The sequence below is a fragment of the Rhodococcus sp. 05-2255-3B1 genome (assembly GCF_002258545.1).
GTDB lineage: Bacteria > Actinomycetota > Actinomycetes > Mycobacteriales > Mycobacteriaceae > Rhodococcoides.
The window spans coordinates 115,745-139,888 of sequence record NZ_NOZC01000035.1; the positions used below are offsets into that span (position 1 = coordinate 115,745).

The 24,144-nt window shown below is 64.4% G+C and carries 25 protein-coding genes and 1 tRNA gene; 15 read left to right on the forward strand and 11 right to left on the reverse strand.

Annotated features, from left to right (window positions below; all coding sequences use genetic code 11):
• The first annotated feature begins 121 nt into the window (after positions 1–121).
• The 6 genes from CH249_RS19915 (at position 122) to CH249_RS19940 (ending at position 6,233) form a co-directional block, all read left to right on the forward strand.
• Positions 122–622 (forward strand): hypothetical protein, encoded by a 501-nt coding sequence (locus tag CH249_RS19915; protein ID WP_045196877.1) that lies wholly within the window; start codon positions 122–124, stop codon positions 620–622.
• Between the two features lie 304 nt (positions 623–926).
• Positions 927–2,771, forward strand: coding sequence for a molecular chaperone DnaK (gene dnaK, locus CH249_RS19920; RefSeq protein ID WP_032376212.1), 1,845 nt, complete (start codon positions 927–929; stop codon positions 2,769–2,771).
• A complete protein-coding gene (gene grpE / locus CH249_RS19925; RefSeq protein ID WP_032396072.1) occupies positions 2,768–3,400 on the forward strand; it encodes a nucleotide exchange factor GrpE in 633 nt (210 codons plus the stop codon). Before dnaK ends, grpE begins: the two co-directional genes overlap by 4 nt.
• A 30-nt stretch (positions 3,401–3,430) precedes the next feature.
• Positions 3,431–4,606 carry a molecular chaperone DnaJ gene (gene dnaJ / locus CH249_RS19930; protein WP_045196873.1) on the forward strand — a complete coding sequence of 392 codons (1,176 nt, stop codon included), beginning with the start codon at positions 3,431–3,433 and terminating at the stop codon, positions 4,604–4,606.
• Entirely contained in the window at positions 4,606–5,022 is a 417-nt protein-coding gene (locus tag CH249_RS19935; RefSeq protein ID WP_045196872.1) for a heat shock protein transcriptional repressor HspR, read from the forward strand. The genes dnaJ and CH249_RS19935 overlap by 1 nt, the downstream gene beginning before the upstream one ends.
• A 449-nt stretch (positions 5,023–5,471) precedes the next feature.
• On the forward strand, positions 5,472–6,233 hold the full coding sequence (locus CH249_RS19940; RefSeq protein WP_094648523.1) for an FAD-binding oxidoreductase: 762 nt from the start codon (positions 5,472–5,474) through the stop codon (positions 6,231–6,233).
• Positions 6,234–6,236: 3 nt separating this feature from the next.
• Here CH249_RS19940 and CH249_RS19945 read toward each other — a convergent pair whose 3' ends face one another.
• Positions 6,237–6,638, reverse strand: a complete 402-nt coding sequence (locus CH249_RS19945) for a MarR family winged helix-turn-helix transcriptional regulator (RefSeq protein ID WP_179272995.1) — start codon at positions 6,636–6,638, stop codon at positions 6,237–6,239.
• Positions 6,635–8,050, reverse strand: a complete 1,416-nt coding sequence (locus CH249_RS19950; protein ID WP_094648530.1) for an MFS transporter — start codon at positions 8,048–8,050, stop codon at positions 6,635–6,637. Before CH249_RS19950 ends, CH249_RS19945 begins: the two co-directional genes overlap by 4 nt.
• Positions 8,051–8,204: 154 nt before the next feature.
• Between CH249_RS19950 and CH249_RS19955 the strand changes: the two genes are divergently transcribed.
• Complete coding sequence (locus tag CH249_RS19955; protein WP_032396068.1) at positions 8,205–8,435, forward strand: hypothetical protein; 231 nt, start codon at positions 8,205–8,207, stop codon at positions 8,433–8,435.
• Between the two features lies 1 nt (position 8,436).
• Here the strand turns inward: CH249_RS19955 and rsgA are convergent, their stop codons facing one another.
• The 3 genes from rsgA to CH249_RS28045 all read right to left on the reverse strand — a co-directional run bounded on the left by rsgA (position 8,437) and on the right by CH249_RS28045 (position 11,275).
• Positions 8,437–9,453, reverse strand: coding sequence for a ribosome small subunit-dependent GTPase A (gene rsgA / locus CH249_RS19960; RefSeq protein WP_094683590.1), 1,017 nt, complete (start codon positions 9,451–9,453; stop codon positions 8,437–8,439).
• 148 nt (positions 9,454–9,601) lie between these two features.
• Positions 9,602–11,050 (reverse strand): trehalose-6-phosphate synthase, encoded by a 1,449-nt coding sequence (locus CH249_RS19965; protein WP_032396066.1) that lies wholly within the window; start codon positions 11,048–11,050, stop codon positions 9,602–9,604.
• 51 nt (positions 11,051–11,101) lie between these two features.
• Positions 11,102–11,275, reverse strand: coding sequence for a hypothetical protein (locus CH249_RS28045; protein ID WP_008710019.1), 174 nt, complete (start codon positions 11,273–11,275; stop codon positions 11,102–11,104).
• A 105-nt stretch (positions 11,276–11,380) separates the two neighbouring features.
• Between CH249_RS28045 and CH249_RS19970 the strand changes: the two genes are divergently transcribed.
• The 4 genes from CH249_RS19970 (at position 11,381) to CH249_RS19985 (ending at position 16,000) form a co-directional block, all read left to right on the forward strand.
• The gene (locus tag CH249_RS19970; RefSeq protein ID WP_179273046.1) at positions 11,381–13,129 is read left to right on the forward strand and encodes an ABC transporter ATP-binding protein; all 1,749 of its coding nucleotides are present in this window, start codon (positions 11,381–11,383) and stop codon (positions 13,127–13,129) included.
• Entirely contained in the window at positions 13,126–14,874 is a 1,749-nt protein-coding gene (locus CH249_RS19975) for an ABC transporter ATP-binding protein (protein ID WP_094683591.1), read from the forward strand. Before CH249_RS19970 ends, CH249_RS19975 begins: the two co-directional genes overlap by 4 nt.
• 69 nt (positions 14,875–14,943) lie before the next feature.
• Positions 14,944–15,510 carry a TetR/AcrR family transcriptional regulator gene (locus CH249_RS19980; protein WP_094683592.1) on the forward strand — a complete coding sequence of 189 codons (567 nt, stop codon included), beginning with the start codon at positions 14,944–14,946 and terminating at the stop codon, positions 15,508–15,510.
• Between the two features lies 1 nt (position 15,511).
• On the forward strand, positions 15,512–16,000 hold the full coding sequence (locus CH249_RS19985) for an FBP domain-containing protein (protein ID WP_094683593.1): 489 nt from the start codon (positions 15,512–15,514) through the stop codon (positions 15,998–16,000).
• A 143-nt stretch (positions 16,001–16,143) separates the two neighbouring features.
• On the opposite strand, the gene CH249_RS19990 is transcribed toward CH249_RS19985, so the two are convergent.
• Both CH249_RS19990 and CH249_RS19995 read right to left on the reverse strand, forming a co-directional pair.
• Positions 16,144–16,797: a hypothetical protein gene (locus CH249_RS19990; RefSeq protein ID WP_094683594.1), complete on the reverse strand. Its 654-nt coding sequence runs from the start codon at positions 16,795–16,797 to the stop codon at positions 16,144–16,146.
• Between the two features lie 30 nt (positions 16,798–16,827).
• A complete protein-coding gene (locus CH249_RS19995; RefSeq protein ID WP_045196860.1) occupies positions 16,828–17,355 on the reverse strand; it encodes a hypothetical protein in 528 nt (175 codons plus the stop codon).
• Between the two features lie 92 nt (positions 17,356–17,447).
• Between CH249_RS19995 and CH249_RS20000 the strand changes: the two genes are divergently transcribed.
• Both CH249_RS20000 and CH249_RS20005 read left to right on the forward strand, forming a co-directional pair.
• A complete protein-coding gene (locus CH249_RS20000) occupies positions 17,448–18,257 on the forward strand; it encodes an alpha/beta fold hydrolase (RefSeq protein ID WP_094648515.1) in 810 nt (269 codons plus the stop codon).
• 90 nt (positions 18,258–18,347) lie between these two features.
• Entirely contained in the window at positions 18,348–18,608 is a 261-nt protein-coding gene (locus CH249_RS20005; protein WP_008710007.1) for an MbtH family protein, read from the forward strand.
• Positions 18,609–18,618: 10 nt separating this feature from the next.
• Here the strand turns inward: CH249_RS20005 and CH249_RS20010 are convergent, their stop codons facing one another.
• The gene (locus CH249_RS20010; RefSeq protein WP_032396059.1) at positions 18,619–20,082 is read right to left on the reverse strand and encodes a threonine/serine exporter ThrE family protein; all 1,464 of its coding nucleotides are present in this window, start codon (positions 20,080–20,082) and stop codon (positions 18,619–18,621) included.
• A 92-nt stretch (positions 20,083–20,174) separates the two neighbouring features.
• On the opposite strand from CH249_RS20010, the gene CH249_RS20015 reads away from it, so the two are divergent.
• Positions 20,175–20,246: transfer RNA gene (locus tag CH249_RS20015), tRNA-Thr, on the forward strand.
• A gap of 183 nt (positions 20,247–20,429) precedes the next feature.
• Here CH249_RS20015 and CH249_RS28535 read toward each other — a convergent pair.
• Together CH249_RS28535 and CH249_RS20025 are read right to left on the reverse strand one after the other, a co-directional pair.
• On the reverse strand, positions 20,430–20,675 hold the full coding sequence (locus tag CH249_RS28535; protein WP_143545432.1) for a transposase: 246 nt from the start codon (positions 20,673–20,675) through the stop codon (positions 20,430–20,432).
• A 343-nt stretch (positions 20,676–21,018) separates the two neighbouring features.
• Positions 21,019–21,840 carry a CoA ester lyase gene (locus tag CH249_RS20025; RefSeq protein WP_094648514.1) on the reverse strand — a complete coding sequence of 274 codons (822 nt, stop codon included), beginning with the start codon at positions 21,838–21,840 and terminating at the stop codon, positions 21,019–21,021.
• Positions 21,841–22,005: 165 nt separating this feature from the next.
• On the opposite strand from CH249_RS20025, the gene CH249_RS20030 reads away from it, so the two are divergent.
• Positions 22,006–22,809 carry a hypothetical protein gene (locus CH249_RS20030; protein WP_143545164.1) on the forward strand — a complete coding sequence of 268 codons (804 nt, stop codon included), beginning with the start codon at positions 22,006–22,008 and terminating at the stop codon, positions 22,807–22,809.
• A 55-nt stretch (positions 22,810–22,864) separates the two neighbouring features.
• On the opposite strand, the gene CH249_RS20035 is transcribed toward CH249_RS20030, so the two are convergent.
• Complete coding sequence (locus tag CH249_RS20035) at positions 22,865–24,022, reverse strand: acyl-CoA dehydrogenase family protein (RefSeq protein WP_094648512.1); 1,158 nt, start codon at positions 24,020–24,022, stop codon at positions 22,865–22,867.
• Between the last annotated feature and the right edge of the window lie 122 nt (positions 24,023–24,144).

Here is a 24,144-nt window from a genome sequence, read left to right on the forward strand (position 1 = left end):
AATCGAGACCGCCTGGTGTGGAATGTCTGATTCGGATAGGCCATAGTGAGTCAGGTACCAACTGACCCATCAGTCACATCAGACTCATGAGTCACATCCCCCTCAGCTACAGGAGTTGTTCATGCGACGTCTTGCCCGCACATCGATCCTGGCCTCGACGGCCGCTCTGGCCGCCGCCATCGGTGCGGTCGCCCTCGCACCGGCAGCATCGGCCGAACCGGCACCCGAACCCGTCGGCCCGCTCGGCTCGGTGGTGCTCGAAAGCCCGGACCTGGTGGTGACCATGGCCGCCGTCTGCGACACCACGGTCGAGGACGCACCCGAGGGCGGTGTCGTTGCACTGCAGGTCAAGGTCGACAACGTCGGCGCGGACGACGCCTCGAACGTCAACGTCAACTACGGCGCACTGCCGGGCGTGCAGGGTCAGAACACCGAGGCGACCATCGAGGCGGGCGAAGCGGCCACGTACACCGTGCCCTCGGTCGATCGTGAATGGATCGCTCGTCCCGCCGGTGCCGCGGCATTCGCCAGTGCACTCGATGCGAACTTCCTCGACAACATCACCGGTGGCCTGCTCAGCCACAGCTGCATTCCCGCACCGGCCGAGGAGCCTGCCGAGTAATTCCTTCCGCAACAGCTTTCTCCCCGCTGCGCCGCGACGATCCTTGCTGATCGTCGCGGCGTACTGCTGTGGAGGGGCTTCGCCCCATGTGAGTAGAAGTTCGTAGTAGGCACCGAATTTCCATGCACGTGCGGCGCAGCCGCTCCCTCGGGAACAAATTCGCCACACCCTCCGTTGTGCAGGTCAGCAGCCTTGAGTGGATGAGGCTCAAGTTGGAAGTTGACGCGACAGATCGCGTTATGCAAACTTGAGCGGAGTTCGCTCACCCAGGGACTGAATCCACGCAACAACAGGAGGAAACATTATGGCTCGTGCGGTCGGTATCGACCTCGGGACCACCAACTCGGTCGTGTCCGTCCTCGAGGGCGGCGAACCGGTTGTCGTCGCCAACTCCGAGGGATCACGCACCACCCCGTCGATCGTCGCTTTCGCCAAGAACGGTGAAGTGCTGGTCGGCCAGCCCGCGAAGAACCAGGCGGTCACCAACGTCGATCGCACGATTCGTTCCGTGAAGCGCCACGTCGGCACGGACTGGACCGTGGAGATCGACGGCAAGAAGTACACCCCTCAGGAGATCTCCGCGCGCACGCTGCAGAAGCTCAAGCGCGACGCCGAGGCATACCTGGGTGAGGAAATCACCGACGCGGTCATCACCGTTCCCGCGTACTTCGAGGACGCACAGCGTCAGGCCACGAAGGAAGCCGGCCAGATCGCCGGCCTCAACGTTCTGCGCATCGTCAACGAGCCCACCGCGGCAGCTCTCGCATACGGCCTGGACAAGGGCGACAGCGAGCAGACCATTCTCGTGTTCGACCTCGGTGGCGGCACGTTCGACGTCTCGCTCCTGGAAATCGGCGACGGCGTCGTCGAGGTCCGTGCGACGTCCGGCGACAACCACCTCGGTGGCGACGACTGGGACGAGCGCATCGTGACCTGGCTCGTCGACAAGTTCAAGGCTCAGAACGGCATCGATCTGACCAAGGACAAGATGGCGCTGCAGCGTCTGCGTGAGGCCGCCGAGAAGGCGAAGATCGAACTGTCCTCCGGGCAGAGCACCTCGATCAACCTCCCGTACATCACGGTCGACGGCGACAAGAACCCGCTGTTCCTCGACGAGCAGCTCAGCCGCTCGGAGTTCCAGAAGATCACCTCCGACCTGCTCGACCGCACCCGCGCGCCGTTCCAGGCAGTGGTCAAGGACTCCGGCATCGCCGTCAAGGACATCGACCACGTCGTGCTCGTCGGTGGTTCGACGCGTATGCCCGCAGTCTCCGAGCTGGTCAAGGAACTCTCCGGTGGACGCGAGCCCAACAAGGGCGTCAACCCGGACGAGGTCGTGGCCGTCGGTGCTGCACTGCAGGCCGGTGTGCTCAAGGGTGAGGTCAAGGACGTTCTGCTCCTCGACGTCACGCCGCTGTCCCTCGGTATCGAAACCAAGGGTGGCGTCATGACCAAGCTCATCGAGCGCAACACCACCATCCCGACGAAGCGTTCCGAGACCTTCACCACCGCTGACGACAATCAGCCCTCGGTGCAGATCCAGGTCTTCCAGGGTGAGCGCGAGATCGCCTCGCACAACAAGCTCCTCGGCTCCTTCGAGCTGACCGAGCTGCCCCCGGCTCCTCGCGGCGTCCCGCAGATCGAGGTCACGTTCGACATCGACGCCAACGGCATCGTGCACGTCACGGCCAAGGACAAGGGCACCGGCAAGGAGAACACGATCAAGATCCAGGACGGCTCCGGCCTGTCCAAGGAAGAGATCGACCGCATGGTCGCCGACGCGGAAGCTCACGCAGACGAGGACAAGGCTCGTCGCGAAGAGGCCGAGGTCCGCAACCAGGCCGAGTCCCTCGTCCACCAGACGGAGAAGTTCGTCAAGGACAACGAGGACAAGGTCGACGCCGAGCTCAAGGGACGCGTCGAAACCGCCATCGCCGACGCCAAGACAGCTCTCGCGGGCAGCGACATCTCGGCAGTCAAGACCGCCGTGGAGAAGCTCTCGACCGAGTCGCAGGCTCTCGGCACCGCCATCTACGAGGCTCAGGCCAAGGAGCAGGGCGGCGCAGAGGGTGGCGCGCAGGCCGCTGACGACGGTGTCGTCGACGCAGAGGTTGTCGACGAGCCCGCCGACGACACGGACAAGAAGTGACGTCGGAGAACACCGAGCAAGAACCGGTCACTTTCGTGGACAAGCGAAAGATCGATCCCGAGACCGGTGAAGTACGGGAAGGTGACGCAGTTCCGGAGCCCCTGGTGGGCACCGGGGCTGCGCCCCAGCCCGACTCGGTGGACGAAGGGACCGTCGACGGTGACGTCGTGGAAGACCCGCGTGACACTCAGGTCGCAGAACTCACCGCAGATCTGCAGCGCGTCTCGGCGGAGTACGCCAACTACCGGCGTCGCACCGACCGCGAGAAGCAGACCGGAGCGGAGAACGCCAAGGCGTCCGTCGTCTCGCAGCTTCTTCCGGTTCTCGACGACCTCGAGCGAGCTCGTCAGCACGGCGATCTCGAAACCGGACCGCTCAAGGCAGTGGCAGACAAGTTGGCAGGGGTGTTCTCGAACATCGGCCTGACCACTTTCGGAGCCGAGGGCGACGCCTTCGACCCGGCCATCCACGAGGCCGTCTCCCACGAGGGCGACGGCAGCAGTCCGGTCGTCGGGACGCTGATGCGTCCGGGCTACAAGCTCGGCGAGCGCGTCCTGCGGACCGCGATGGTCGGCGTCGTGGACAGTGCAGCGCAAGAATCGGATGCACCTGCGTCCGACGAGCAGTAGACAGAAAACAGCGAGAGGAGGAAACGCCCGGTGAGCCAGCGGGAGTGGATCGAGAAGGACTTCTACAAGGAGCTGGGCGTTTCCTCCAGCGCGACTGCAGAAGAGATCAAGAAGGCGTACCGAAAGTTGGCCAGGGACAATCATCCCGACGCCAATCCCGGCAACGCCTCGGCCGAGAACAAGTTCAAGGCGGTCAGCGAGGCGCATGCCGTCCTCGCCGACCCGGCCAAGCGCAAGGAATACGACGAAGCACGACGACTGTTCGCCTCGGGCGGATTCGGTAGCCGCGGTGGCGGTGGATTCTCGCCCGGTGCAGGCGGATTCGGCGGTGGAGGCCAGACCTTCGACGTCGGCGACATCTTCGGTCAGGGCGGCGGCGACGGCGGAATCGGCGACCTGTTCGGCGGCCTGTTCAATCGCGGCGGCGCGCAGCAGCGCACCCAGAGCAACCGGCCCCGACGCGGCAGCGACGTCGAGACCGAGACCTCGCTGCAGTTCCGTGAAGCGGCTCAGGGCGTCACGGTCCCTTTGAAGCTGACCAGCCCGTCCTCGTGCACCACCTGCCACGGCAGCGGCGCGAAGCCCGGAACCAGCCCGCGGGTGTGCCCCCGATGCAACGGCCAAGGCGTCGTCAACAGAAACCAAGGCGCGTTCGGCTTCAGTGAGCCGTGCGACGACTGCCGCGGAAGCGGATCCATCATCGACGACCCGTGCGCCGACTGCCGCGGAACCGGAGTGCAGAACCGCACCCGGACCATCACCGTGCGCGTCCCGGCCGGCATCAGTGACGGCCAGAAGGTGCGACTCGCCGGTCAGGGCGAAGCAGGCCTGCGCGGCGCGCCGTCGGGCGACCTGTTCGTGACCGTACGGGTCAAGCCCGACAAGGTGTTCGGCCGCACGGGCGACGACCTGACGGTGACCGTTCCGGTGAGCTACGGCGAACTGGTGCTGGGTACCACGTTGTCGGTGCCCACCCTCGACGGTCGCGTGGGAGTGAAGGTTCCACCAGGCACCGTCGACGGCCGAGTGCTGCGCGTGCGCGGTCGCGGTGTGCCGAAGAAGTCCGGTACCGGCGATCTGATGGTGACCGTCAAAGTTGCCGTCCCGCAAAAACTGGACGATGCTGCCACCGACGCTCTGAAGACTTATCTGGAAGCCGAGAAGGCCAGCGGATTCGACCCGCGGGCCGGGTGGGCAGGTGTGTGATGTCGGTCCCTCCCGAGGGTGGATCCGCGAAAGCCGGTGGCGGTCAAGCTGATCCCGACGCCCAGGTCTTCGTGATCTCGGTGGCGGCACAGCTGGCCGGCATGCACGCGCAGACGCTGCGCACCTACGATCGACTCGGTTTGGTCACCCCCCACCGCACCACCGGCGGTGGGCGCCGCTACTCGCCGCGTGATGTCGCGCTGCTCCGTGAAGTACAGCGACTCTCGCAGGACGAAGGCGTCAACCTCGCCGGTATCAAGCGCATCATCGAGCTGACCAATCAGGTCGAGGCATTGCAGGCACGGGTTTCGGAGTTGGCTCAGGATTTGGCCAACGTGCACGCCAGTTATCGCCGCGACCTGGTGCCGATCCAGCGCAACGCCCTCGTGGTCTGGAAGCCGCGCCACCAGCGTTAGATTCGCTTCACGTTTCTCCCGCGTCTGTTCGCAAAAGCGCGCGCCTTTGTCAGGTGCGCGCAGTTTCGGCCCCGTCTGTCCGCAAACGCGCGCGCTTTTGTCAGGTGCGCGCATTTTCGGCCCCGTTGGTCAGCAAACGCGCGCGCTTTTGTCGGGTGCGCGCAGTTTTGCCGGTGATTCGGTTGCCATTTCGCGCGCGTTCAGCGAGTGCGCGCGCGTTTGCGGTGGCGAGTGGTGCTGAGGGAGCGAACCTGGGCGGGGCTGGGCTGTGCGGGTCGGGCTCGGTTCACGGGGCTGCGTTGGGTGTCTCGGGCGCACCTCCTCGCAAACGCGCGCGCCTTTGTCGGGTGCGCGCATTTTCGTCGGTGATGTGGTCGCCATTTCGCGCGCGTTCAGCGAATGCGCGCGCGTTTGCGAGACCCCCGGCGTCGACCCCTATTCTGGTCGGCATGCAGGCGTGGAGTTCGACGGTCGTTCAGTATCACCGTCTTCGGAACGATCTCGCCGTGATCAGACTCGAGGGCGACGCGGTGCCGTTTCGGGCGGGCCAGTCGGTGTCGGTCACGGTTCCTCAGAACACTGCTCTGACGCGGCGGTACTCACCTGCGTTGCCGCCTTCTCGAGACGGCAAGCTGGAATTCCATATTCGAGCCGTGCCTGCCGGTTGGGTGAGCGGATCGATCGTCAACGAGACGCGGCCCGGTCATGTCTGGCAGATCAGCGATCCGCAGGGTGGTCTCCATGTCGATGATTCGGGGCGCGATGTGGTCATGATCGCGGGTGGCACCGGTCTCGCTCCGTTGCGGGCTATTCTGCTCGACCTCACACGTCGCGAGCAGCCGCCGAACGTGACGCTCTTCGTCGGCGGTAAGTCGCCTCGTGATCTGTATGCGGGCGACATGCTGTGGCTGATGGCGGCGGAGTTCCGGTGGTTGACGGTGGTACCCGTGGTCGATCAGTTGCACGAGCCGTGGGCGTCGGATCGATGGAACGACCGCATTCATGCCGAAATCGGTTCCAGCGCCTCGTTTTTCGAGCCGGAGCATTGCTGGGAGGGCAGTGTGGCCGACGTCGTCGCGACGCAGGGGCCGTTCCCGGATCGCCAGATCCTGGTTTGCGGCTCACCGGGTATGGAAGCAGCGACCGTGCGCGCGCTCGTCGAAATCGGCACCCCACTCGACACCATCCGCCGCTCGAGCACTGTCCTCTGAAAATCAGGGCAGTCGCAGAATCCGACGCAGATGCGCCAGGTCTTCGGCAGAGACTGTCGTGAATTCCGGCGGCGGAGCGTCGGCGATCGCTCGGGCCTTCTCGGCGAGGAGACGTCCGGTGTCGGTGAGTCCGATGATGCGGCGTCGGCGATCCTCGGGATCTTCGGTACGCAGAACCAGCTCGCGCTTCTCGAGTTCGCGGACGTTGAGCGAGACATACGGCGCGTCGGAGGCGAGGATCTCGGCCAGCTCGGTGATCGTCCGATCGCCGGTGAGCAACTTGGTCAGCAGCTTTGCTCGCAGGAAACTCATCCCGGTGGCGTCGGCGACGGCTCGTCGGGTGTCGTGCTTCTCGAGCATCAGTGCGCGCATCTCGCGCCAGACGTGTGCTGCATCGCCGGTCATACGAGCACCGGTTGGTCGATTCGATCGGCGGTTGCGCGTGCCCATCGGCCGGTTGTGACCACTGCGAGCGCGGTGACGATCACGCCTGCGCCTGCGATGACGAACCAGGCAGGGACCGCGGCGGCGGTGAAGCCGTCGGAGATCTCCCCGACGATGCTCGCCGTGACGATGGATCCGACGACGGCCACGCCCAGCGACTGGCCCACCTGCCTGCTCGTCGATGCGATGGCGGACGCCACTCCGGCCTGGCTGCGCGGCATTCCGGACACCGCGGTGTTGGTGATCGGGGCGTTGACCATGCCGAAGGATATTCCGAAGATCACGTACGCGACGGCCAGCCATGCGAACGACGTCGTCGGAGTCAGTCGGGTGAGCATCAGTGCCGAGGCCACGAAGCCGACTCCGGCGACGAGCAGCGGAATGCGCGCTCCGAGGGTGCCGACGATGCGACCGGAGATCGGCGCGAAGATCAAGGTCATCAACGCCATCGGCAGGGTGTAGAGACCGGCGTGCAGTGGTGAGTATCCGCGCACGTCCTGCAGGTAGAGGGTGTTGAGGAACAGGAATCCGCCGAGGGATGCGAACGCGCACACGGCGATCACCGTCGCTCCGCTGAAGGGTGCGCTCCTGAAGAACTTCAGTTGGATGAGCGGTTCCTCGATCCGCGACTCGACCAGCAGTAGTCCGACGAGAGAGCCGACGGCGACGGCGCCGGTGAACACGATCAGCGGGGATCCCCAACCCTTCGCGGGACCTTCGATGATGGTGAACACGAGGGACGCGAGGAACGCGAAGATGAGGAACTGGCCTGCAGGGTCGAATTTGCGTGAGTGTTCGGCTTTGGATTCCGGGACGAACTTCAGTGTCATCGCCAGCGCGAAGATTCCGATCGGAACGTTGATCCAGAAGATCGACTGCCAACCGGCACCGGTGACGAGGACTCCGCCGAGGGCGGGGCCGGCCGACATCGAGATGCCGACGACGGCACCCCACATGCCGATCGCTCCTGCGCGTTCTTTCGGATCGGTGAAGGTGTTGGTGATGATCGACATCGCGACGGGGTTCATCATCGAGCCACCGATTGCCTGGAGCATGCGGAAGGCGACGAGCCAGCCGAGCGACGGTGCGATGCTGCACAGCAGGGAGCCGAGGACGAACGTTCCGGTGCCGATCAGGAAGAAGCGCTTGCGGCCGTACTTGTCGGCCATCGAGCCGCCGAGCATCAACAGTGATGCCACGACCAGCGTGTATGCGTCGATGATCCATTGCAGACCCGAGACCGATGCGTTCAGATCCGCGCGCATCGACGGCAGCGCGACGTTGACGATCGTGTTGTCGGTGCTGACGAGGAACAGGCTCAGGCAGCAGATGCCGAGCACGAGATACCGGTGTCGTCGAGTCAACTCGGCCACGTTCACCTCCGCGATAATGCTTGTATATCTACAACTATTACATGAGTACTCCTAAATTGTTCGACGAGCAAGTGAGATGCGGGCCGGGCAGGCCCGATAGGGTGTGTGTCACAGACTTGCTCGAACCCGATTGCTCGCTGAATGGAGAACAACAGTGGCTTCCGAGATCGCACCAGGCGACCTGGTTCAGGCGTCCGGGCATGCCGGCCCGTGGAAGGTGCTCGAGATCCGTCAGGGTCTGGCGTTGCTCGAGCATCACGACGGTCATCGGTTGTCGGTACGCACTACCACGGTCGAGGTGGTGCGGAAGGCGTCGAACAGTGAAGGTTCGGCTCGGCAGGCCGAGACGGAGACCGACAGCCCCTCACTGTTCGACGAGAGCTGACCTACCGCCCTCTACCGTCGGCGGCGTACTTCTGGCGCAGCGACTTCGAGATCTGCTTGTACTCGCGTAGCTTCTCGCTGCGTGCTCGTGCATCGTGCCTGGAGGTGGCCCAGGCGTTCTCTCGCAACAGTTTTCGGTAGTTGCTTAACCGTCTCTCGGTGAGCTCGCCCGCGTCGACGGCGGCGAGTACCGCGCACCCGGGTTCGCGTTCGTGCGCGCAGTCAGCGAATCGACACGACGCGGCGAGTTCGTCGATGTCGGAGAAGGCGCTCGCCACAGCGTCTTCCGATCCTTGGACGCCCACCGAACGTAGTCCAGGCGTGTCGAGCAGCACCAGTTCTCTCTCCGGGATGGGCACCAATTCCCGATGCACCGTCGTGTGCCTGCCTTTGCTGTCGCCCTCGCGGGTCGCCCCGGTGGCGAGAACCGCACCGCCCAACAGAGCGTTGCCGAGTGTCGACTTGCCCGATCCCGACGGCCCGATCAGGGCGACCGTGCCGCGCAGATGTGCTGCCAGCGAATCGATTCCGCCGTCCGAGACTGCACTGGTGCTGCACACGGTGACGCCCGGCGCGGCGGACGACAACACTTCTTCGGCGACGCTTCCGCTGTCGGTCTTGGTTATCGCGAGGACGGGAACAGCGCCGCTGCCCCAGGCGAGGGTGATGTAGCGCTCGACGCGACCGAGGTCGAGGTCGGTGTCCGACGCGACCGTGACGACGACGGTATCGACGTTGGCTGCGAGAACCTGTGTGTCGGATGTGGTTCCGGCGGAGGCGCGTTCGACGGCCGTGCGGCGGGGCAGGATGGCGATCAGCCGGAACGATTCTCCGTCGAGTGCCACCCAATCCCCGGTGCAGACGGCACCGCCCGTACATCGAGCGATTCCGTTCTCGGTGGCGGCGTCGAATCCGCCGCGGTCGACGCGAACTACGCGGGCGAGAACTGCGTCCTGAGAATGCTTTTCGAACTCATCGAGCCAGTGCCGATCGAGGCCGTAGTGAAGAAGAGAGGACATGCGAGGGTTCCTTCGGAGAGGAGTGACGTGGGCTCGGGTGTGCGCTCGTCCAGGTGGCCACGATGCCCACCTCCTCACTGTTGGAATACATGGAAAGAAACCGTCGACGGCAAAGTTACAGCCGTCGACGGTTCGAAGGAAAGCGAATTTATCGGGTGAGGTTGGTGCCCTCCGCCGGCGCTGCGAGCGCGGTGAGGAACGAGCGCGCCCAGCGATCGACGTCGTGGGCGAGAACCTGCCTGCGCATGGCGCGCATGTGACGCTTCCCCGACTCCGGGTCCTGCTCGAGGGCTCCGATGATCGCGTCCTTCACGCTGTCGAGGTCGTGCGGGTTGCACAGGTATGCCTGTCGCAATTCGGCTGCGGCACCGGTGAATTCACTGAGCACCAGTGCGCCACCGAGATCGCTGCGGCAGGCCACGTACTCCTTGGCGACCAGGTTCATGCCGTCGCGCAGTGGAGTGACCAGCATGACGTCGGCGGCGACGAAGTAGGCCAGCAGGTCGTCGCGGGGGATGGGCCGGTGCAGGTAGTGCACCACGGGATGGCCCACCTGGCCGTACTCGCCGTTGATGCGGCCCACCTGCTGCTCGATCTCACCGCGCATGGCGACGTAGCTCTCGACGCGCTCACGGCTGGGCGTCGCCAACTGCACGATGACGTTCTCGGCCGGATCGACGCGGCCCTCTTCGAGCAGTTCGCGGAACGCGTTGAGCCGAACGTCGATTCCCTTGGTGTAGTCGAGGCGATCGACGCCGAGCATGATGCGCTTGGGGTTGCCCAGGTCCTTGCGCAGTTGCTTGGCCCGATCACGGACGGCCTTGGAGCGAGACTTGGTGTCGAGGTCACCGGAATCGATGGAGATCGGAAACGCGCCGACTCGCACGGTCCGGAAGCCGACCTGCACGACGCCCAACTTCGACCGCACTCCGACGGTTCCGCGGGACGTGGTTCCCCCGGCGAGGCGTCGGGCAAGGTAGAGGAAGTTCTGGGCACCGCCGGACAGGTGGAACCCGATGAGGTCCGCACCGAGCAGTCCTTCGACGATCTCGGTGCGCCACGGCATCTGCATGAACAGCTCGATCGGCGGGAACGGGATGTGCAGAAAGAATCCGATGGTCAGGTCGGGGCGCAGCATCCGCAGCATCTTCGGGACGAGCTGGAGCTGGTAGTCCTGAATCCAGACCGTCGCGCCCTGTGCCGCGGCCTCGGATGTCTTCTCGGCGAAGCGACGGTTCACCTCGACGTAGGCGTTCCACCAGTCGCGGTCGTACTCCGGCTTGACGATGACGTCGTGGTAGAGCGGCCACAGTGTCGCGTTGGAGAAGCCCTCGTAGTACTGGGTGTACTCCTTCTCGCTGATCGGCACCGGCCGCAGCTGCAGGTCGTCCTCGACGAACGGCTCGACGTCGACGTCCGAGACGCCGACCCACCCCACCCACGCGCCCTTGTTGGCACGCAGAATCGGTTCGAGAGCGGTGACCAACCCGCCAGGGCTTCGCTTCCATCGTGTGCTCCCGTCCGGGAGCTTTTCCAGATCGACCGGCAACCGGTTGGCTACGACGACAAAATCCGAACCCTGCGAGGCGTCAGCCACAACTGTCCAATCCGCTTGTAGATCCTTGGGTAAACAGTCCTGCGAAGAGCGTCAGTCGGTCTTCGCTACGGGATCTATACCCAACATCGACAGCAACATGCGGCACTCGTCGGCATCGGTCGCGTAGGCCGCGACGACGCGCTGAGCCTGGCTGGCCGTCTCGTATTCGAGTGGGACGATGTCTTCGTCGGCGATGTCGTTGTCGGTGGAGGTCTTGGCAGGCATGGTGTTCTCCGTACTCTCTGCTGGGCTTACATGGTGTTCGTTGGTCCCGACTCTATGTAAATGTGGCACCCCATCGCCAGTTCCCGATGCCCTAGGCTGCAGCAAATGACCGTTTCTGTGCCGCTCCGCCGTGCTCGGACAGTGGTGGAGGTGCCCTCTCCGGCCACCGGCTCCGCAATTCTGCGTCGCACCGTTCGACGGCATCGCACCCGCCTGATCGTCTCGTCGCTGCTGTTCGGGGTACATCAACTGTGCGAAACGATGGTCCCGGTGGCGATCGGACTGATCGTCTCGCGGGCCATCGACACCGGTGATGTGACCGCGATGGTGCTCTCGTTGGTCGGTCTGGCGGCCTTGTTCGTCACCCTGTCGTACGCGTGGCGGATCGGTGCCCGCATCATCGTGGTCGCCATCGAGCGGGAGGCGCACCTGGTGCGCGTGGAGGTCGCCGGTCGCGTCCTCGATCCGCGGGGTGTGCGTACCGAGTTGTCGGCGGGCGAGTTGCTGACGGTCTCGACGTCCGACGCCGAGAAGGAGTCCTGGATTCTCGATCTGATCGCACGGGTCTTCGCGTCCGCGGTGGCGGTCGTCGCGTCCGCCGTCGCGCTGATCGTGATCGACGTTCCGCTCGGTCTCGCCGTCGTCATCGGGACACCGGTCATCCTCATCGCGCTGCAGCGTCTCGCCCCGTTGCTCACCCGTGCGGCCACCGCGCAGCAGGCCGAGATCGCCGGGGTATCGGGGATGGCCACCGATCTGGTGAGCGGAGTGCGACCCCTGCGCGGGATCGGGGCCGAGAACGCCGCGACCGAGCGATTCGTGACGTCGAGCCGAACGGCATTGGCCGCAACGCTGAAGCTGGCCCGCGCCAACAACGTCTATCAGGGCCTCTCTGCGGCGGTCAACGCGCTACTGGCCGTCGGAATCGCCGGAACCGCAGGCTGGTTTGCGCTGCAGGGCCGGATTTCGGTCGGCGAGCTGATCACCGTCATCGGCTTGTCCCAGTTCGTCATCGAACCTCTCACCGGATTGTCGAAGATCCCCGGAGTGGTGGCGATGGTGCGCGGATCCGCTGATCGTCTTGCCCTCGTTCTCGGTGCGGAACACGTTCTACCGCAATCGGAGTCAACGGTTCCGGTAGGCACCGATCTTGCCGTCGACGACGTTCGGTTCCGATCGCTCGACGGCCTCGCCTTCCGGGCCGCACCTGGTGAGATGCTCGGAGTGGTCGCCTACCGGCCGCAGGACGGCGAAGCACTCGCCGTACTGCTGTCCGGCCAGATCTCCGAGTCCGATTACACCGGCTCTGTTCGAGTCGGCGGAATCCGGACGGGAGAGATCGACCTCCGACGCGCCCGCGAGACGGTCCTCGTCGAGCCGCACCTGACCGACCTGTTCGCAGGCACCGTCCGCAGCAACGTCACCGCGGGGCGCGAGCGGCCCGAGGCCGAACTCGACCGAGTATTGCAGGCATCCGCGGCCACCGACGTCGTGGAATTGCACGAGGCCGGACTGGACCACGCCGTCACCGACCGTGGAGCGAGCCTGTCCGGCGGCCAACGTCAGCGGGTCGCCTTGGCCCGGGCGCTGTCGGTCGACGCGCCGGTCCTGGTGTTGCACGACCCGACCACGGCTGTCGACGCCGTCACCGAACACGCCATCGCTCGCGGTATCGCCGAACTCCGGCACACCGAAAGTGCTTCGCAGACAACCATCCTCATCACCACCAGCCCTGCGCTGCTGTCGGTGACCCATCGCGTTCTCGTCGTCGACGGCGGACGCGTCGTCGCCGAGGGAACGCACCACGATCTCGCGTTCTCGGATGCGCAATACAAGGAGACGGTGCTGCGATGACCACCCCCGAACTCCTTCCGATCGCCACCGGAGCACGGTCCGGGAAGTGGCTGCTCGAACAGCTGAAACTACGACGGGCGCGTACTGCGGTGACGCTGCTCCTCGGTGCAATCGCCGCGGCGATGTCGCTGGTGCCGGTCTATGTCCTGGGGGTCTTGGTCGACCGCGTCCGCGATGGTGCCGACACCTCGACGATCATCGGGGTCGTTGTGGTGATCTCGGTGGCGGCAGTGATCGGTGGCATCGTCACCGGCTTCAGCGGCTACCTCATCAGTACCCTCGGTGAGGGAATCCTGGCCTCGTTGCGTGAAGCCGTCGTCCGTCGCGCCCTGCATCTGCCGGTGGCGACGTTGGAACGAGTGGGCAAGGGCGACTTGCTCTCTCGGGTAGGTGACGACATCGCGGTGATGGCGAAGTCGATCGGTGAAGTGATCCCGCAGCTCGTCGGGGCATTCCTGCTCGTCTGCCTGAGCATGATCACGATGCTCGGCATCGACTGGCGTCTCGGCCTCGCAGGCTTGGTCGCCTTGCCGATGTACATCCTTGCGCTGCGGTGGTACCTGCCGCGTTCGGCCCCCAAGTACGCGGCCGAACGCGTGGCGATGGGCGAACGTGCACAGTCGTTCGTCAGCAGCATGCAGGGCGCGAAAACCGTTCGCGCGTACGGACTCGAGTCGGCGCATCTGAAAGAGATCGATCGGGCGTCGGCAAAGGCACGAGACATCGGCGTCGACGTGTTTCGCCTGTTCACCCGGTTCGGATCGCGGAGCAATCGCGCCGAATGCGTCGGACTGTCGGTGATCCTGCTGGCCGGATTTCTGCTCGTGCGAGGCGATTACGTCACCGTCGGTGAGACGACCGCCGCGGCCTTGCTGTTCCACCGTCTGTTCAATCCGATCGGCACGTTGCTGTTCACGTTCGACGACATTCAGTCTGCCGGCGCGTCGTTGGCCCGCCTGGTCGGGGTCGTCGACATTCCCGACGAACGACCCGTCGGCGACGGTTCCGTGCCGTCCGACGCCACCTTGGACGTCACCGATCTGCGGCACGAGTACGAGACCGGCCACGAGGTGTTGCACGGCGTGAATCTGCGGGTCGACGCCGGCGAGACCGTCGCCCTCGTCGGATCCACCGGTGCCGGCAAGTCGACGATCGCAGCTATTGCAGCCGGTTCCATGGCATCGACGTCGGGGGCGGTCCGCGTCGGCGGCGCGACGCTGGACGCGCTGGGCAGCGAGGGCTTACGGCGACATGTCGCAATCGTGAGCCAGGAAGTGCATGTCTTCGCAGGCCGGTTGATCGACGACGTGCTGTTGGCCGCGCCGGATGCGGAACGCGCCGACGTCGAAGCCGCGTTGCGGACCGTCGGGGCGTGGGGGTGGGTCGAGGCGCTCGAGAACGGGCTGGACACCGCGGTCGGTGAGGGCGGGCACCAGTTGACCGCAGCACAATCGCAGCAATTGGCCTTGGCGCGTCTGGTTCTCGCTGACCCGGCCGTCGCCGTGCTGGACGAGGCCACCGCGGAAGCGGGCAGTTCCGGGGCTCGCGATCTCGAAGCTGCGGCCGAAGCCGCTACGAAGGGACGCAGCACGTTGATCGTCGCGCATCGTCTGACGCAGGCCGCAGCGGCCGACCGCGTGGTGGTTCTCGAACACGGAAAAATCTTGGAGCAGGGTCCGCATCACGAGCTGGTCGCTGCGGGTGGCCGCTACGCACAGCTGTGGGAGGCTTGGCAGGGCCGGTGATGGCTTTAGCCATTTGCCTATAGGTATTAGTTTCGGCTACGGTCTTCTCGTACAGAGGAGGAGGCCGGCATGGCCCGCGCAGGATTGACCGCGCAGCGCATCGTGGCAGCAGGAGCCGATCTGGCCGACGAGGTCGGCTTCGATCGCGTGACTGCCAGCGAGCTGGCGCGACGCTTCGACGTCAAGGTGGCGAGTCTGTATTCGCACCTGAAGAACTCGCACGAGTTGAACGTCGGTATCGCATTGCTGGCGTTGGAGGAACTGGCCGATCGGGTCTCGGAGGCTCTCGCGGGCCGAGCGGGCAAGGATGCTCTGGTTGCCGTCGCGAACGCATATCTCGACTACTCGCGGGAGCATCCCGGTCGCTATGCGGCGACGCAGTTTCCGCTCGATCACGAGACCGCGATCAACAGTGCCGGGATGCGTCATTCGGCGATGATGAAGGCGATCCTGCGGGGGTACGACCTGGGCGAAGAGGATCAGGTCCACGCAGTTCGATTGCTCGGCAGTGTCTTTCACGGCTATGCCAGCCTCGACGCGGCCGGCTCGTTCGCTCACAGTGCACCCGACTCGCAACAGTCGTGGACACGCATCCTCGACGGAATCGACACACTTCTACAGCACTGGAGGCAGTGACATGGAACGGATCTCCGAACGCGACATCAGGTCGTCGTTCGTCAACTCGTCCAAGGGCGACGCAGGAAGGCTCACCCTTCCCGAGATGTTCGACGCTGTGCCGTGGGACGATCTCGACTTCCTCGGCTGGACCGACCCCAAAATGGCAGGGCGCTGTTACATCGTTGTCCCGCAGAGTGATCGCCTCCGTGGAATTGCGTTGCGCTACAAGCCGGGCGGTCCCCGTACTGCCCAGATGTGCAGCATTTGCCTCACCACACATGCCAACGGCGGAGTGTCGCTGATGGCCGCAGCGAAGGCAGGCGAATCCGGCAGGCGCGGCAACACGGTGGGCACCTACATCTGCTCGGACCTCGCCTGCTCGCTCTACGCGCGCAAGAAGAAGACCCCGGCGCTGGGCCGTCAGTTCAAAGAGGACTTCGACGTCCCGACACGAACCGCGGCAGTCGAAGACAACATCGCCGCGTTTCTCGCTCGCGTCCTCAATTGATCAACTGAGGGTGGGACCGCGCGCCCCGATCGACGACTGCGCGCCCATACTCTGATGTGAGTAGGGGCGCGCAGTCGGCAAAAAGGGTGTGAGGTCCTGTCGGAGATAGGACCGGTCGACGTCATTCGCCGACAAGACCGAAGTCAGTCCTTGTTCTTCTCCGCGATGAACAGCTTCTCGATGCGCTCCGCCTCGTCCTTCTTTGCAGCGGCTTCGTCGGAACGCTCGGCGGCCTCGGCCAATTCGGCCTCGGACGGCGCTGCGGCCAGCTTCTCCTGCTTGTCGACCTGGGCCTGCTGAGCCTTCTTGCGATCCTCGGCGGCCTTCGCGGTGGCCGCGGCCTGCTCGTCGGCCTTCTTCTTTTCCGCAGCGGCCTTGCGCTCGGCTTCCTCTGCGGCTTCGCGTTTGCGTTGCTCGGCCTCTTGGCGGGCGTCACGTGCGGCTTCCTGGGCAGCGGCGTCGGCTACGCGGCGATCCTTCTCGGCGGTCTCGCGAGCCACCTTCAGTTCGTCGTCGGCCGCGGTCTTCTTGGCCCGAGCCTCGGCGTCGAGACGTGCTGCCTCGGCGCGGTTCTCGGTGCTGTCGACGAGGGTCTCGCCGCGGTCGGCGAGGCTCTTGTCTCCCAACAGGTTTCCGACGGCGCGGTCCAGCGATCCGAGCGTGTGCTCGTACACCAGACGCGCGGGTGCTTCTGCGTTCATCTTCTCGACGACGTTGGTCTCGATGAGCTGCAACGGAATTCGGGCGATCTTGTACTGGATGCGAAGGATGGTCAGTGGTATGGCTAAAACGCTCATGAAGCGAAACTCCTGGTTCGAGGTAGTGGTTCAGGCCTGGTTGCGGAGCTCTTCGGCCTTCTTGCGATCGGCTTCGGCCTGACGAAGTGCTTCCTGGTGCTTCTGTGCGGCCACCATCTCGTCGGAATCGGCTGCGGCCTGCTCGATGCGACGGTCCTCGTCGGCTTCGATCTGTTCGGCGGTCGCGTCGACCTCGGCTGCAGCGCGCTCCTGCGCCACTGCCTCACGCTTCTCCTGTTCGGCGGCGGCGAGCTGAGTCTGGCGAACCCGATCGGCGTTGGCTTCGGTGACCGCGGCGTTCTCTTCTGCGGCTTCCCGACGGCTCTCCGCTGCAGTGCGCACATCGGCCAGCTCCTCGGCGGCCTCGGTGGCCTGCGCCTCGGCGACCCGCTCCGTGGCATTGGCCTCCTTGCGCTCGCGGGCCTGCGCGGCCTGCAACTGGCCCTCGGCTGTCAACGAGTCGTTGCCGGTCACCGCACCCGCGACCTCTTTGGCCTTGCCCTTGATTCCGTCGAGCAGTCCCTTGCGTGCTTCGCCCGCTACGTTCTCGTCAGTCATGTAACACCAGGTACCCACTGGCTGTTCGAGTAACCCCACGTCGGTATCGGACGATACGATCCCCGACGGACGAATCAGCAGTAAGGAGACGTATGCCAATCGCCAAGATCAACGGCATCGACATCAATTACCAGGTCAAAGGCAGTGGAGACCTGGTCGTTCTCGTCATGGGCACCGGCAGCCCCGGTCGTGTGTGGGAGCTGCATCAGGTGCCGGCGCTCACAGCAGCGGGTTACCGGGTGTGCACGTTCGACAATCGCGGCATCGCTCCCTCGTCGGAGAGCACACACGGCATCACCATGAAGGACATGGTCGCCGACACCGCCGGTCTGATCGAGCTCGTCCGCAATGGTGACGAGAAGGCCTACGTCGTCGGAACGTCGATGGGGTCACGCGTCGCGCAGGAGCTCGCGCTGAGCCGGCCCGACCTGGTTCGCAAAGCGGTGTTCCTCGCCGGCCACGCGCGGGTCGACGAGTTCCAGAAAACACTTGCACAGGGTGAACGAGCCCTCTACGACAAGCGCGTGGAGCTTCCCGGCACCTACTCGGCCGCGGTGACCGCGGTGATGAACCTGTCGCCTGCGACGTTGCGCGATTCTCGCGGGGCGCGTGACTGGCTGGACCTGTTCGAGTTCTCTGCCTCCTCACCGTCCGCCGGAGTGCGCGCTCAGCTGGGAATGGACGACGATTTCGATCGAACTGCCGCCTATCGCGGGGTGGCAGTGCCGTGTCTGTCGGTCGGATTCGCCGACGATCGGATGATCCCGCCCTACTTGGGCAAGGAGTTGGCCGACGCCATCCCCGGTGCCCGGTACGTGGAGATCGCGGACGCCGGGCACTACGGATATCTCGAGCGTCCCGAGGCCGTCAACGCCGAACTGCTCGGCTTCTTGAAGGCCTGACGGCACCACGGCCCGACCTGCGTTGCTAGGGTCGTGTGGCACCTCACGGTGCAGACTTACCAACCAAACGTTCGCGACGAGTGAGGCGAGATGAGTACCAACCCGTTCGATGACGAAGACGGACGCTTCTTCGTGCTGGTCAACGACGAAGACCAGCATTCGCTGTGGCCGACGTTCTCCGAGGTCCCTCAGGGATGGCGTGTCGTCTTCGGTGAAGACACCCGCGCCGCGTGCCTGGAGTACGTCGAGAAGAACTGGACCGACATGCGTCCGCGCAGCCTGCGTGAGGCCATGGAGGCCGACGCTGCTGCACGCGCATCCGCTGAGGGAACCCCTAGCACCGAGGCCTGAGTTCCGCCTTCTACGAAGGACTCGTACCGCGCCGCCGACGAACTGTCGGTCGGCGCGGTTCTTCTGTGCGGCGAAGCGTCGGGCGCAGTAGTTCCTCGGTGCGCGCGAGAATGCGTGGTCGACGCAGGGTTCGGGCACCCCACTCACCGAGTGTCACACCCGCGGCCAAACCGCAGCCGACGCCGAACGCTGCGAACAACGAGCTGATGCCGAGCAGTAGCTGGTCGTTGAGGATCGCGTACAGACCGCGATACAACGCCAGGCCGGGGAGCAGTGGAGTGATGCCCGCGACGGCGACGATCAGCGGCGGAATCAGCGCACGACGTGCCAACAGACCACCTGCGAATCCGACGACGGTAGCGGCGATGGCCGAGGCGATGATCGGTCCCACGTTGAGAGTCTGCGAGAGCAGATACACCAGCGAGCCCGCGAAGCCGCCCATGAATGCAGCCGTCAGCGCACGACGTTCGGCGTAGCAGGCCAATGCATAGAACAGTGACGCTGCCGCGCCGGCGATCACCTTGGTGGGGACCTGCAGGATGTCCGGTGGGGCCAGATTGCTGATCTGCGGTAGATCGCTGCCGATCAGCGCAGCCAACCGCAGAGATGTCGCGACGCCGGCGATGATGCCGCCGGTCATCATCAGTACCTCGAAGAATCTGGACACCGCGGTGATCGGGGCGCCGGTGATCGCGTCCTGCACCGAGCCGACGAGCGAGAGACCCGAGAGCAGCACGATCACACCGGCCGCGATGATCTGCGACGGCGAGATGTCGATGTTCAGTTGGTCCTGGAAGTTGTAGAGGGTGATCGCCGGTGTCGCAGCCACGAAGCCTCCGACGACCTGCTGGAAGAAGAACGGCAGGCCCGCGCGGTTGAGTACGCGTCCGATGCGGTCGATCACCATCGTCGTCAGGAAGCTGACCACAGCAACCAGCGCGCCACCGCCGAGCAGCACACTGATGGCCGCGGCCATCCCAGACCACGCCAGAGTCGCAATCCACCGGTTGTACGGGTGCGGAGCCTTGGTGATCTCGTCGAGCCGCTCGAGCGCCGCACTAGGCGGCACCATCTTCACGCGCACGGCGCGGATGAGACGGTCGACCTCGGCCAGCCGCGTGAAATCCATCGACCGGTAATGCACGATGCGCATCGTCGACGCCGGGGGACGCGTCGGGCCGCGGTGCGCACTGAGGGTGATCGAGTTGTACGTGACGTCCACATCGCACCGAGCGAGGCCGTACGTCGCGGCGATGAACTGCACCTGAGTCGCCGTATCCATCGCTGCCGTGCCCGAGGCCAACAGAACTTCGCCGACGCGAACCGCGAGATCGAGGACCTCCGCAACCGACGCATCGTCGGTCAGATCGATCGGACGAAGGGGCGACGGTGCTGCGGTCGGTGTATCGATGGTGGCCCGACGCTCACCGGTGAGACGGCTCAGCGAAGCCGTCAGGTCTTGCAGGAAAGTCATGACCGTCTTTACACGTTGCTGGGGTGATCCACCGACAAGGTACCTGTTGACACTGAGCGTCCGATGAACGGATATGATTGCCTCGCTTCACTGCCTCCTTAGCTCAGCGGTAGAGCACTCGCCTTGTAAGCGAGCGGTCAACGGTTCAATCCCGTTAGGAGGCTCTTTCGGACGGCTCTGACCAGCGAAAACGGTTGGGGCCGTCTCTTTTTGGCCTGTTGTGGCCGCTCGTTTCTTGTGCGAGCTCGGTTCGTCCACCTGGGTTTATGTGTCGCTTGTGACCTGGGGATTTGCCGGGTCGTGGGCAGGATATGTTGCTCGATGTCACAAGCTGTCACAACTCGTTGCTAACTCATCGGTGAGCATTCGTGTGGACGCAGGTGGATGCGCTCGGACTGGGCGGGTGATGGCCGGGCTGAGAGTGAAGCTTCGTTAGTGCCCAGTTCACGGGCGACCTCGGCGATGGTGTGGCCGGAATCGATCACTCTACGGGCGGACTCGACCGTGCACTCGGTCGTGAACGACCTGCGTGTGCGGGACATGAGGCATCCTTCCAACGGAACCCTCGGTTTCGCTATCTCGGAGTCCACCATCCGGGGGAACCTCGGACGGATTGGGTGGGCCTCAGTGCTGTCTGAACGTCTCGAGCGAGGAAAGTAAGCCGGGATATTGCAGGAGGCAGGTAGCGGACGAGGCACTCCGTGTGCGCCGGTCAGGAGGATGGCTGCGCAGCGCTGGGGCGTCGGAGACGCCCACGACGTCGCTCACGATGGTGACAAACTGGTCGCACATGCGGTTTACGGCTACGGCCCTGGCGGATGAATCCGATGTGAGAGTCCGAAACATCAACGCGTACAATCACGGTCGCCGCCGCCGACTGAGAGTGATGCCAGCGCAGTCGTCTGCTGGATCTCACAGGTCATGGCGATGTTTTGGTCATCGTGTTCTTCCTGCTCGTGCGGCGATCGCTCGTGCGCGGTCCATCACCGGTTTGTCGACCATGCATCCATCCACGGTGAACACCGATCCGTTGCTCGGGTCGGCCGCTTCGCCGAGTATTCGACGTGCCCATGCCACCTCGGCATCGGTCGGAGCCATAGCGGAATGGGTCGCCTCGATTTGGCGTGGGTGGATGCACAGCTTGCCCGTGAATCCGAATTCCTGCGCGCGCGCGATGTCATGATCGAGGGCTGCATCGTCGCCGATGGAGGGTGTGACACCGTCGATCGGGCCTGGGAGTCCCGCGGCGGCGGAGGCGTATGCGAGGTCGCTTCGCGCTCGGTCGATCAGCGGTGATCGGTTCGGATCGACGCCGAGTTCGGCAGCGAGGTCGATAGCACCGAGTGCGAGTCGAGCGACGCCGGCTGTCTCGGCGATGGCACCCGCGTCCAGGACGCCTCGGGCGGTCTCGATCAGGGCAATGACCCGGTGTGTCGGAAGCGCTTTCGTCAGGGTGGTCACCGACTCGGCGGTCGACTTGGCCAAAACAACGGTGCACTCGAGCGCCATGACAGCGTCCATGTCGTCGCGAAAGTGCGGAGTCGACGCGTCGTTGATTCGAATAGCCACGTGGATCCCACCGGACGAGTAGCGGACGGTGTTGACTCTGGCCGACGCTTTGTCGGTGGATCCCACTGCATCTTCGAGGTCGAGAACGGTCAGATCCGCACCCGAGTGGACGGCCTTGTCGAAACGCTCCGGTTTGTCGCCGGGTACGAACAGGAGGGTGCGTGCGTCACTGATTGTCGAGTCGTTCATGCGTGGGGTCGGTTCCTCAGTCGGCGGTCACGGTTGATCCTATTCTATATACTATATTTTTATCAGTGGTAGGTGCCTAACCAACGAGGGATTGTGAACATGACGACGAGTGAAGCCCCGTCGGTTTTTCGGAAAGTGGTCGGTTCCTGGGAGCCGAAACCAGTCGTGATCGATGGCGTCCTCGGTCCCTGGCCGGCGGTGGCACTGGCGGCACTCCTGGGGTCTCCTTCGGTAGGAGAGGGCGACGTCCTCCCGCCGTTGTGGCACGAGGTCTATTTGCGACCGGCACTCACTGCCGCGGAACTCGGTCCCGACGGCCACCCTGCTCAGGACATGTTGGTTCCCGATATCGCCAATCGCCGCAGGATGTTCGGCGGCGGGCGCATCGCCGTGACAGGTTCGATCAGGATCGGCGACAGCGTTCGTCGCGTCAGCGAGATCGACTCGATGAAGATCCGCGAGGGGCGCTCCGGCTGGATGCTTCTGGTGACGGAACGGCATCAGCTGTTTGTCGACGGACAGCTGTGCGTGACCGACGAACGCGACATCGTGTACCGGTTGCCTGCCGGCGTCGAAGCAGGCACTGCCACTGTCCCGCGCAGCGTTCCTGCGCCGGAGGCGTCGATAGGTTTGTTGCCCGACGAGCGGTTGCTGTTCATGTTCAGCGCGCTCACCTACAACGTCCACCGCATTCATTACGACCGGACCTACACGACCGAGGTGGAAGGGCATCCCGAACTTGTAGTTCACGGTCCGCTGATCGCTCTGATGGGATTGGAAGTTGCCCGTCGCGACAGTGGAAGTCATGTCGTCTTCAGCAGCTATCGGCTCCTCGCGCCCGCATACTGCGGTCAGCGGATCGACTTCCAGATCGACGGACGCGAGGCCGGTTCCGTTACCGTCACGGCGTCCCAAGGTGGGCGGAAGTGTCTGTCCCTGAAAGTATTCGAGCACGAACCGCGTCCGTGACCCCCCACTTCTGCCGATCGTCGGCAGTCGTGGGGGGGGGGGGGTGAGGACGTGATCAGATCGCGAGTCCGCCACGCCTGACGAGCTGCTTTGCGATGACACCCTGCTGAATCTCGTTGGTTCCCTCTCCGACGATCATCAACGGCGCGTCCCGAAAGTATCGTTCGACGTCGTACTCGGTCGAGTAGCCGTATCCACCGTGAACGCGAACGGCGCCGAGCGCAATCTCCATGGCGGTTTCGGACGCGAACAGCTTGGCCATGCCGGCTTCCATGTCGCAGCGCTCGCCGGAGTCCACACGTTCGGCGGCATCGAAGAGGAGGCTGCGTGCGGCATACAATTTGGTTCCCATATCGGCCAAAAGGTTTCCGACCGACTGATGCTGCCAGATGGGCTTTCCGAAGCTTTCGCGTTCCTGCGCATATCGAAGCGCATCCTCGAACGCTGCGCGTGCCACGCCGGTTGCACGCGCTGCTACCTGCATCCGGCCAACCTCGAGACCTTTCATCATCTGGGCGAAGCCCTTGCCTTCTTCGCTGCCGAGGAGCGCGTCGGCAGGCACCCTGCAGTCGGTGAAGTTCACCTCGCAGCTCTCCACGCCCTTGTAGCCCAGCTTGGGAAGGTCCTTGGAGACGGTCAAGCCGGGAACCTTCTCGACCAGCAGAATGGAAACTCCTCGGTGCGCCGGTTCGGCCGACGGATCGGTCTTGCACAACAGGGCGATCAAGCCGGCGCGACGGGCATTGGTGATCCATGTCTTGCTTCCGTTGACGACGTAGCCGTCACCCTCGGGTCTGGCGACGGTACGCATCGCCTGCAGGTCCGATCCTCCGCTCGGCTCGGTGAGCGCCATCGTGGCTCGCAATTCCCCAGTTGCCATGCGCGGCAGATACTTCTGCTTCTGTTCCTCGGTCCCGAACTGCACGATCAGCTTGGCCACAACAGTGTGTCCACCCATTGCGCCCGCCAGGCTCATCCACCCTCTGGCGAGTTCCTCGGTGACCTGCACGTAGCAGGGCATCGACACTGTGCCGTAGCCGTACGGTTCGGGGATCGCGAGACCGAAGATACCGATCGCCTTCATCGTGTCGATGAGTTCTTCCGGGTACTCGTTGGCGTGCTCCAGGTCATGCGCAGTGGGCTTGACCTGCTTCTCGACGAAGTCCTTGACGGTCTTGACCAAGGCGGATTCCTCGGCATTCAACGTGAACATTGGTGACCCTTTCAACAGAAAATATAATTTGCTCAGACATCGAGACCCGCTGTCTGGCTGTGGTTCGACGGTCATTTGGACGGAGGAGGCGACTCATCTGCCTTGAAACCTCAGTACGATTC

Bases quoted from the DNA above. Each gene is read 5' to 3' on its own strand.
- CH249_RS19915 (WP_045196877.1), top strand. From the start codon at position 122: ATGCGACGTCTTGCCCGCACATCGATCCTGGCCTCGACGGCCGCTCTG.
- CH249_RS19970 (WP_179273046.1), top strand. From the start codon at position 11,381: ATGACCGTTTCTGTGCCGCTCCGCCGTGCTCGGACAGTGGTGGAGGTG.
- dnaK (WP_032376212.1), top strand. From the start codon at position 927: ATGGCTCGTGCGGTCGGTATCGACCTCGGGACCACCAACTCGGTCGTG.
- CH249_RS20025 (WP_094648514.1), bottom strand. From the start codon at position 21,840: ATGAACGACTCGACAATCAGTGACGCACGCACCCTCCTGTTCGTACCC.
- rsgA (WP_094683590.1), bottom strand. From the start codon at position 9,453: ATGTCCTCTCTTCTTCACTACGGCCTCGATCGGCACTGGCTCGATGAG.
- CH249_RS20005 (WP_008710007.1), top strand. From the start codon at position 18,348: ATGAGTACCAACCCGTTCGATGACGAAGACGGACGCTTCTTCGTGCTG.
- CH249_RS20010 (WP_032396059.1), bottom strand. From the start codon at position 20,082: ATGACTTTCCTGCAAGACCTGACGGCTTCGCTGAGCCGTCTCACCGGT.
- CH249_RS19985 (WP_094683593.1), top strand. From the start codon at position 15,512: ATGGAACGGATCTCCGAACGCGACATCAGGTCGTCGTTCGTCAACTCG.
- CH249_RS28045 (WP_008710019.1), bottom strand. From the start codon at position 11,275: ATGCCTGCCAAGACCTCCACCGACAACGACATCGCCGACGAAGACATC.
- CH249_RS19940 (WP_094648523.1), top strand. From the start codon at position 5,472: ATGCAGGCGTGGAGTTCGACGGTCGTTCAGTATCACCGTCTTCGGAAC.
- CH249_RS19935 (WP_045196872.1), top strand. From the start codon at position 4,606: ATGTCGGTCCCTCCCGAGGGTGGATCCGCGAAAGCCGGTGGCGGTCAA.
- CH249_RS20000 (WP_094648515.1), top strand. From the start codon at position 17,448: ATGCCAATCGCCAAGATCAACGGCATCGACATCAATTACCAGGTCAAA.
- CH249_RS28535 (WP_143545432.1), bottom strand. From the start codon at position 20,675: ATGGTGGACTCCGAGATAGCGAAACCGAGGGTTCCGTTGGAAGGATGC.
- CH249_RS20035 (WP_094648512.1), bottom strand. From the start codon at position 24,022: ATGTTCACGTTGAATGCCGAGGAATCCGCCTTGGTCAAGACCGTCAAG.
- CH249_RS19975 (WP_094683591.1), top strand. From the start codon at position 13,126: ATGACCACCCCCGAACTCCTTCCGATCGCCACCGGAGCACGGTCCGGG.
- CH249_RS19995 (WP_045196860.1), bottom strand. From the start codon at position 17,355: ATGACTGACGAGAACGTAGCGGGCGAAGCACGCAAGGGACTGCTCGAC.
- CH249_RS19990 (WP_094683594.1), bottom strand. From the start codon at position 16,797: ATGAGCGTTTTAGCCATACCACTGACCATCCTTCGCATCCAGTACAAG.
- CH249_RS19980 (WP_094683592.1), top strand. From the start codon at position 14,944: ATGGCCCGCGCAGGATTGACCGCGCAGCGCATCGTGGCAGCAGGAGCC.
- CH249_RS19945 (WP_179272995.1), bottom strand. From the start codon at position 6,638: ATGACCGGCGATGCAGCACACGTCTGGCGCGAGATGCGCGCACTGATG.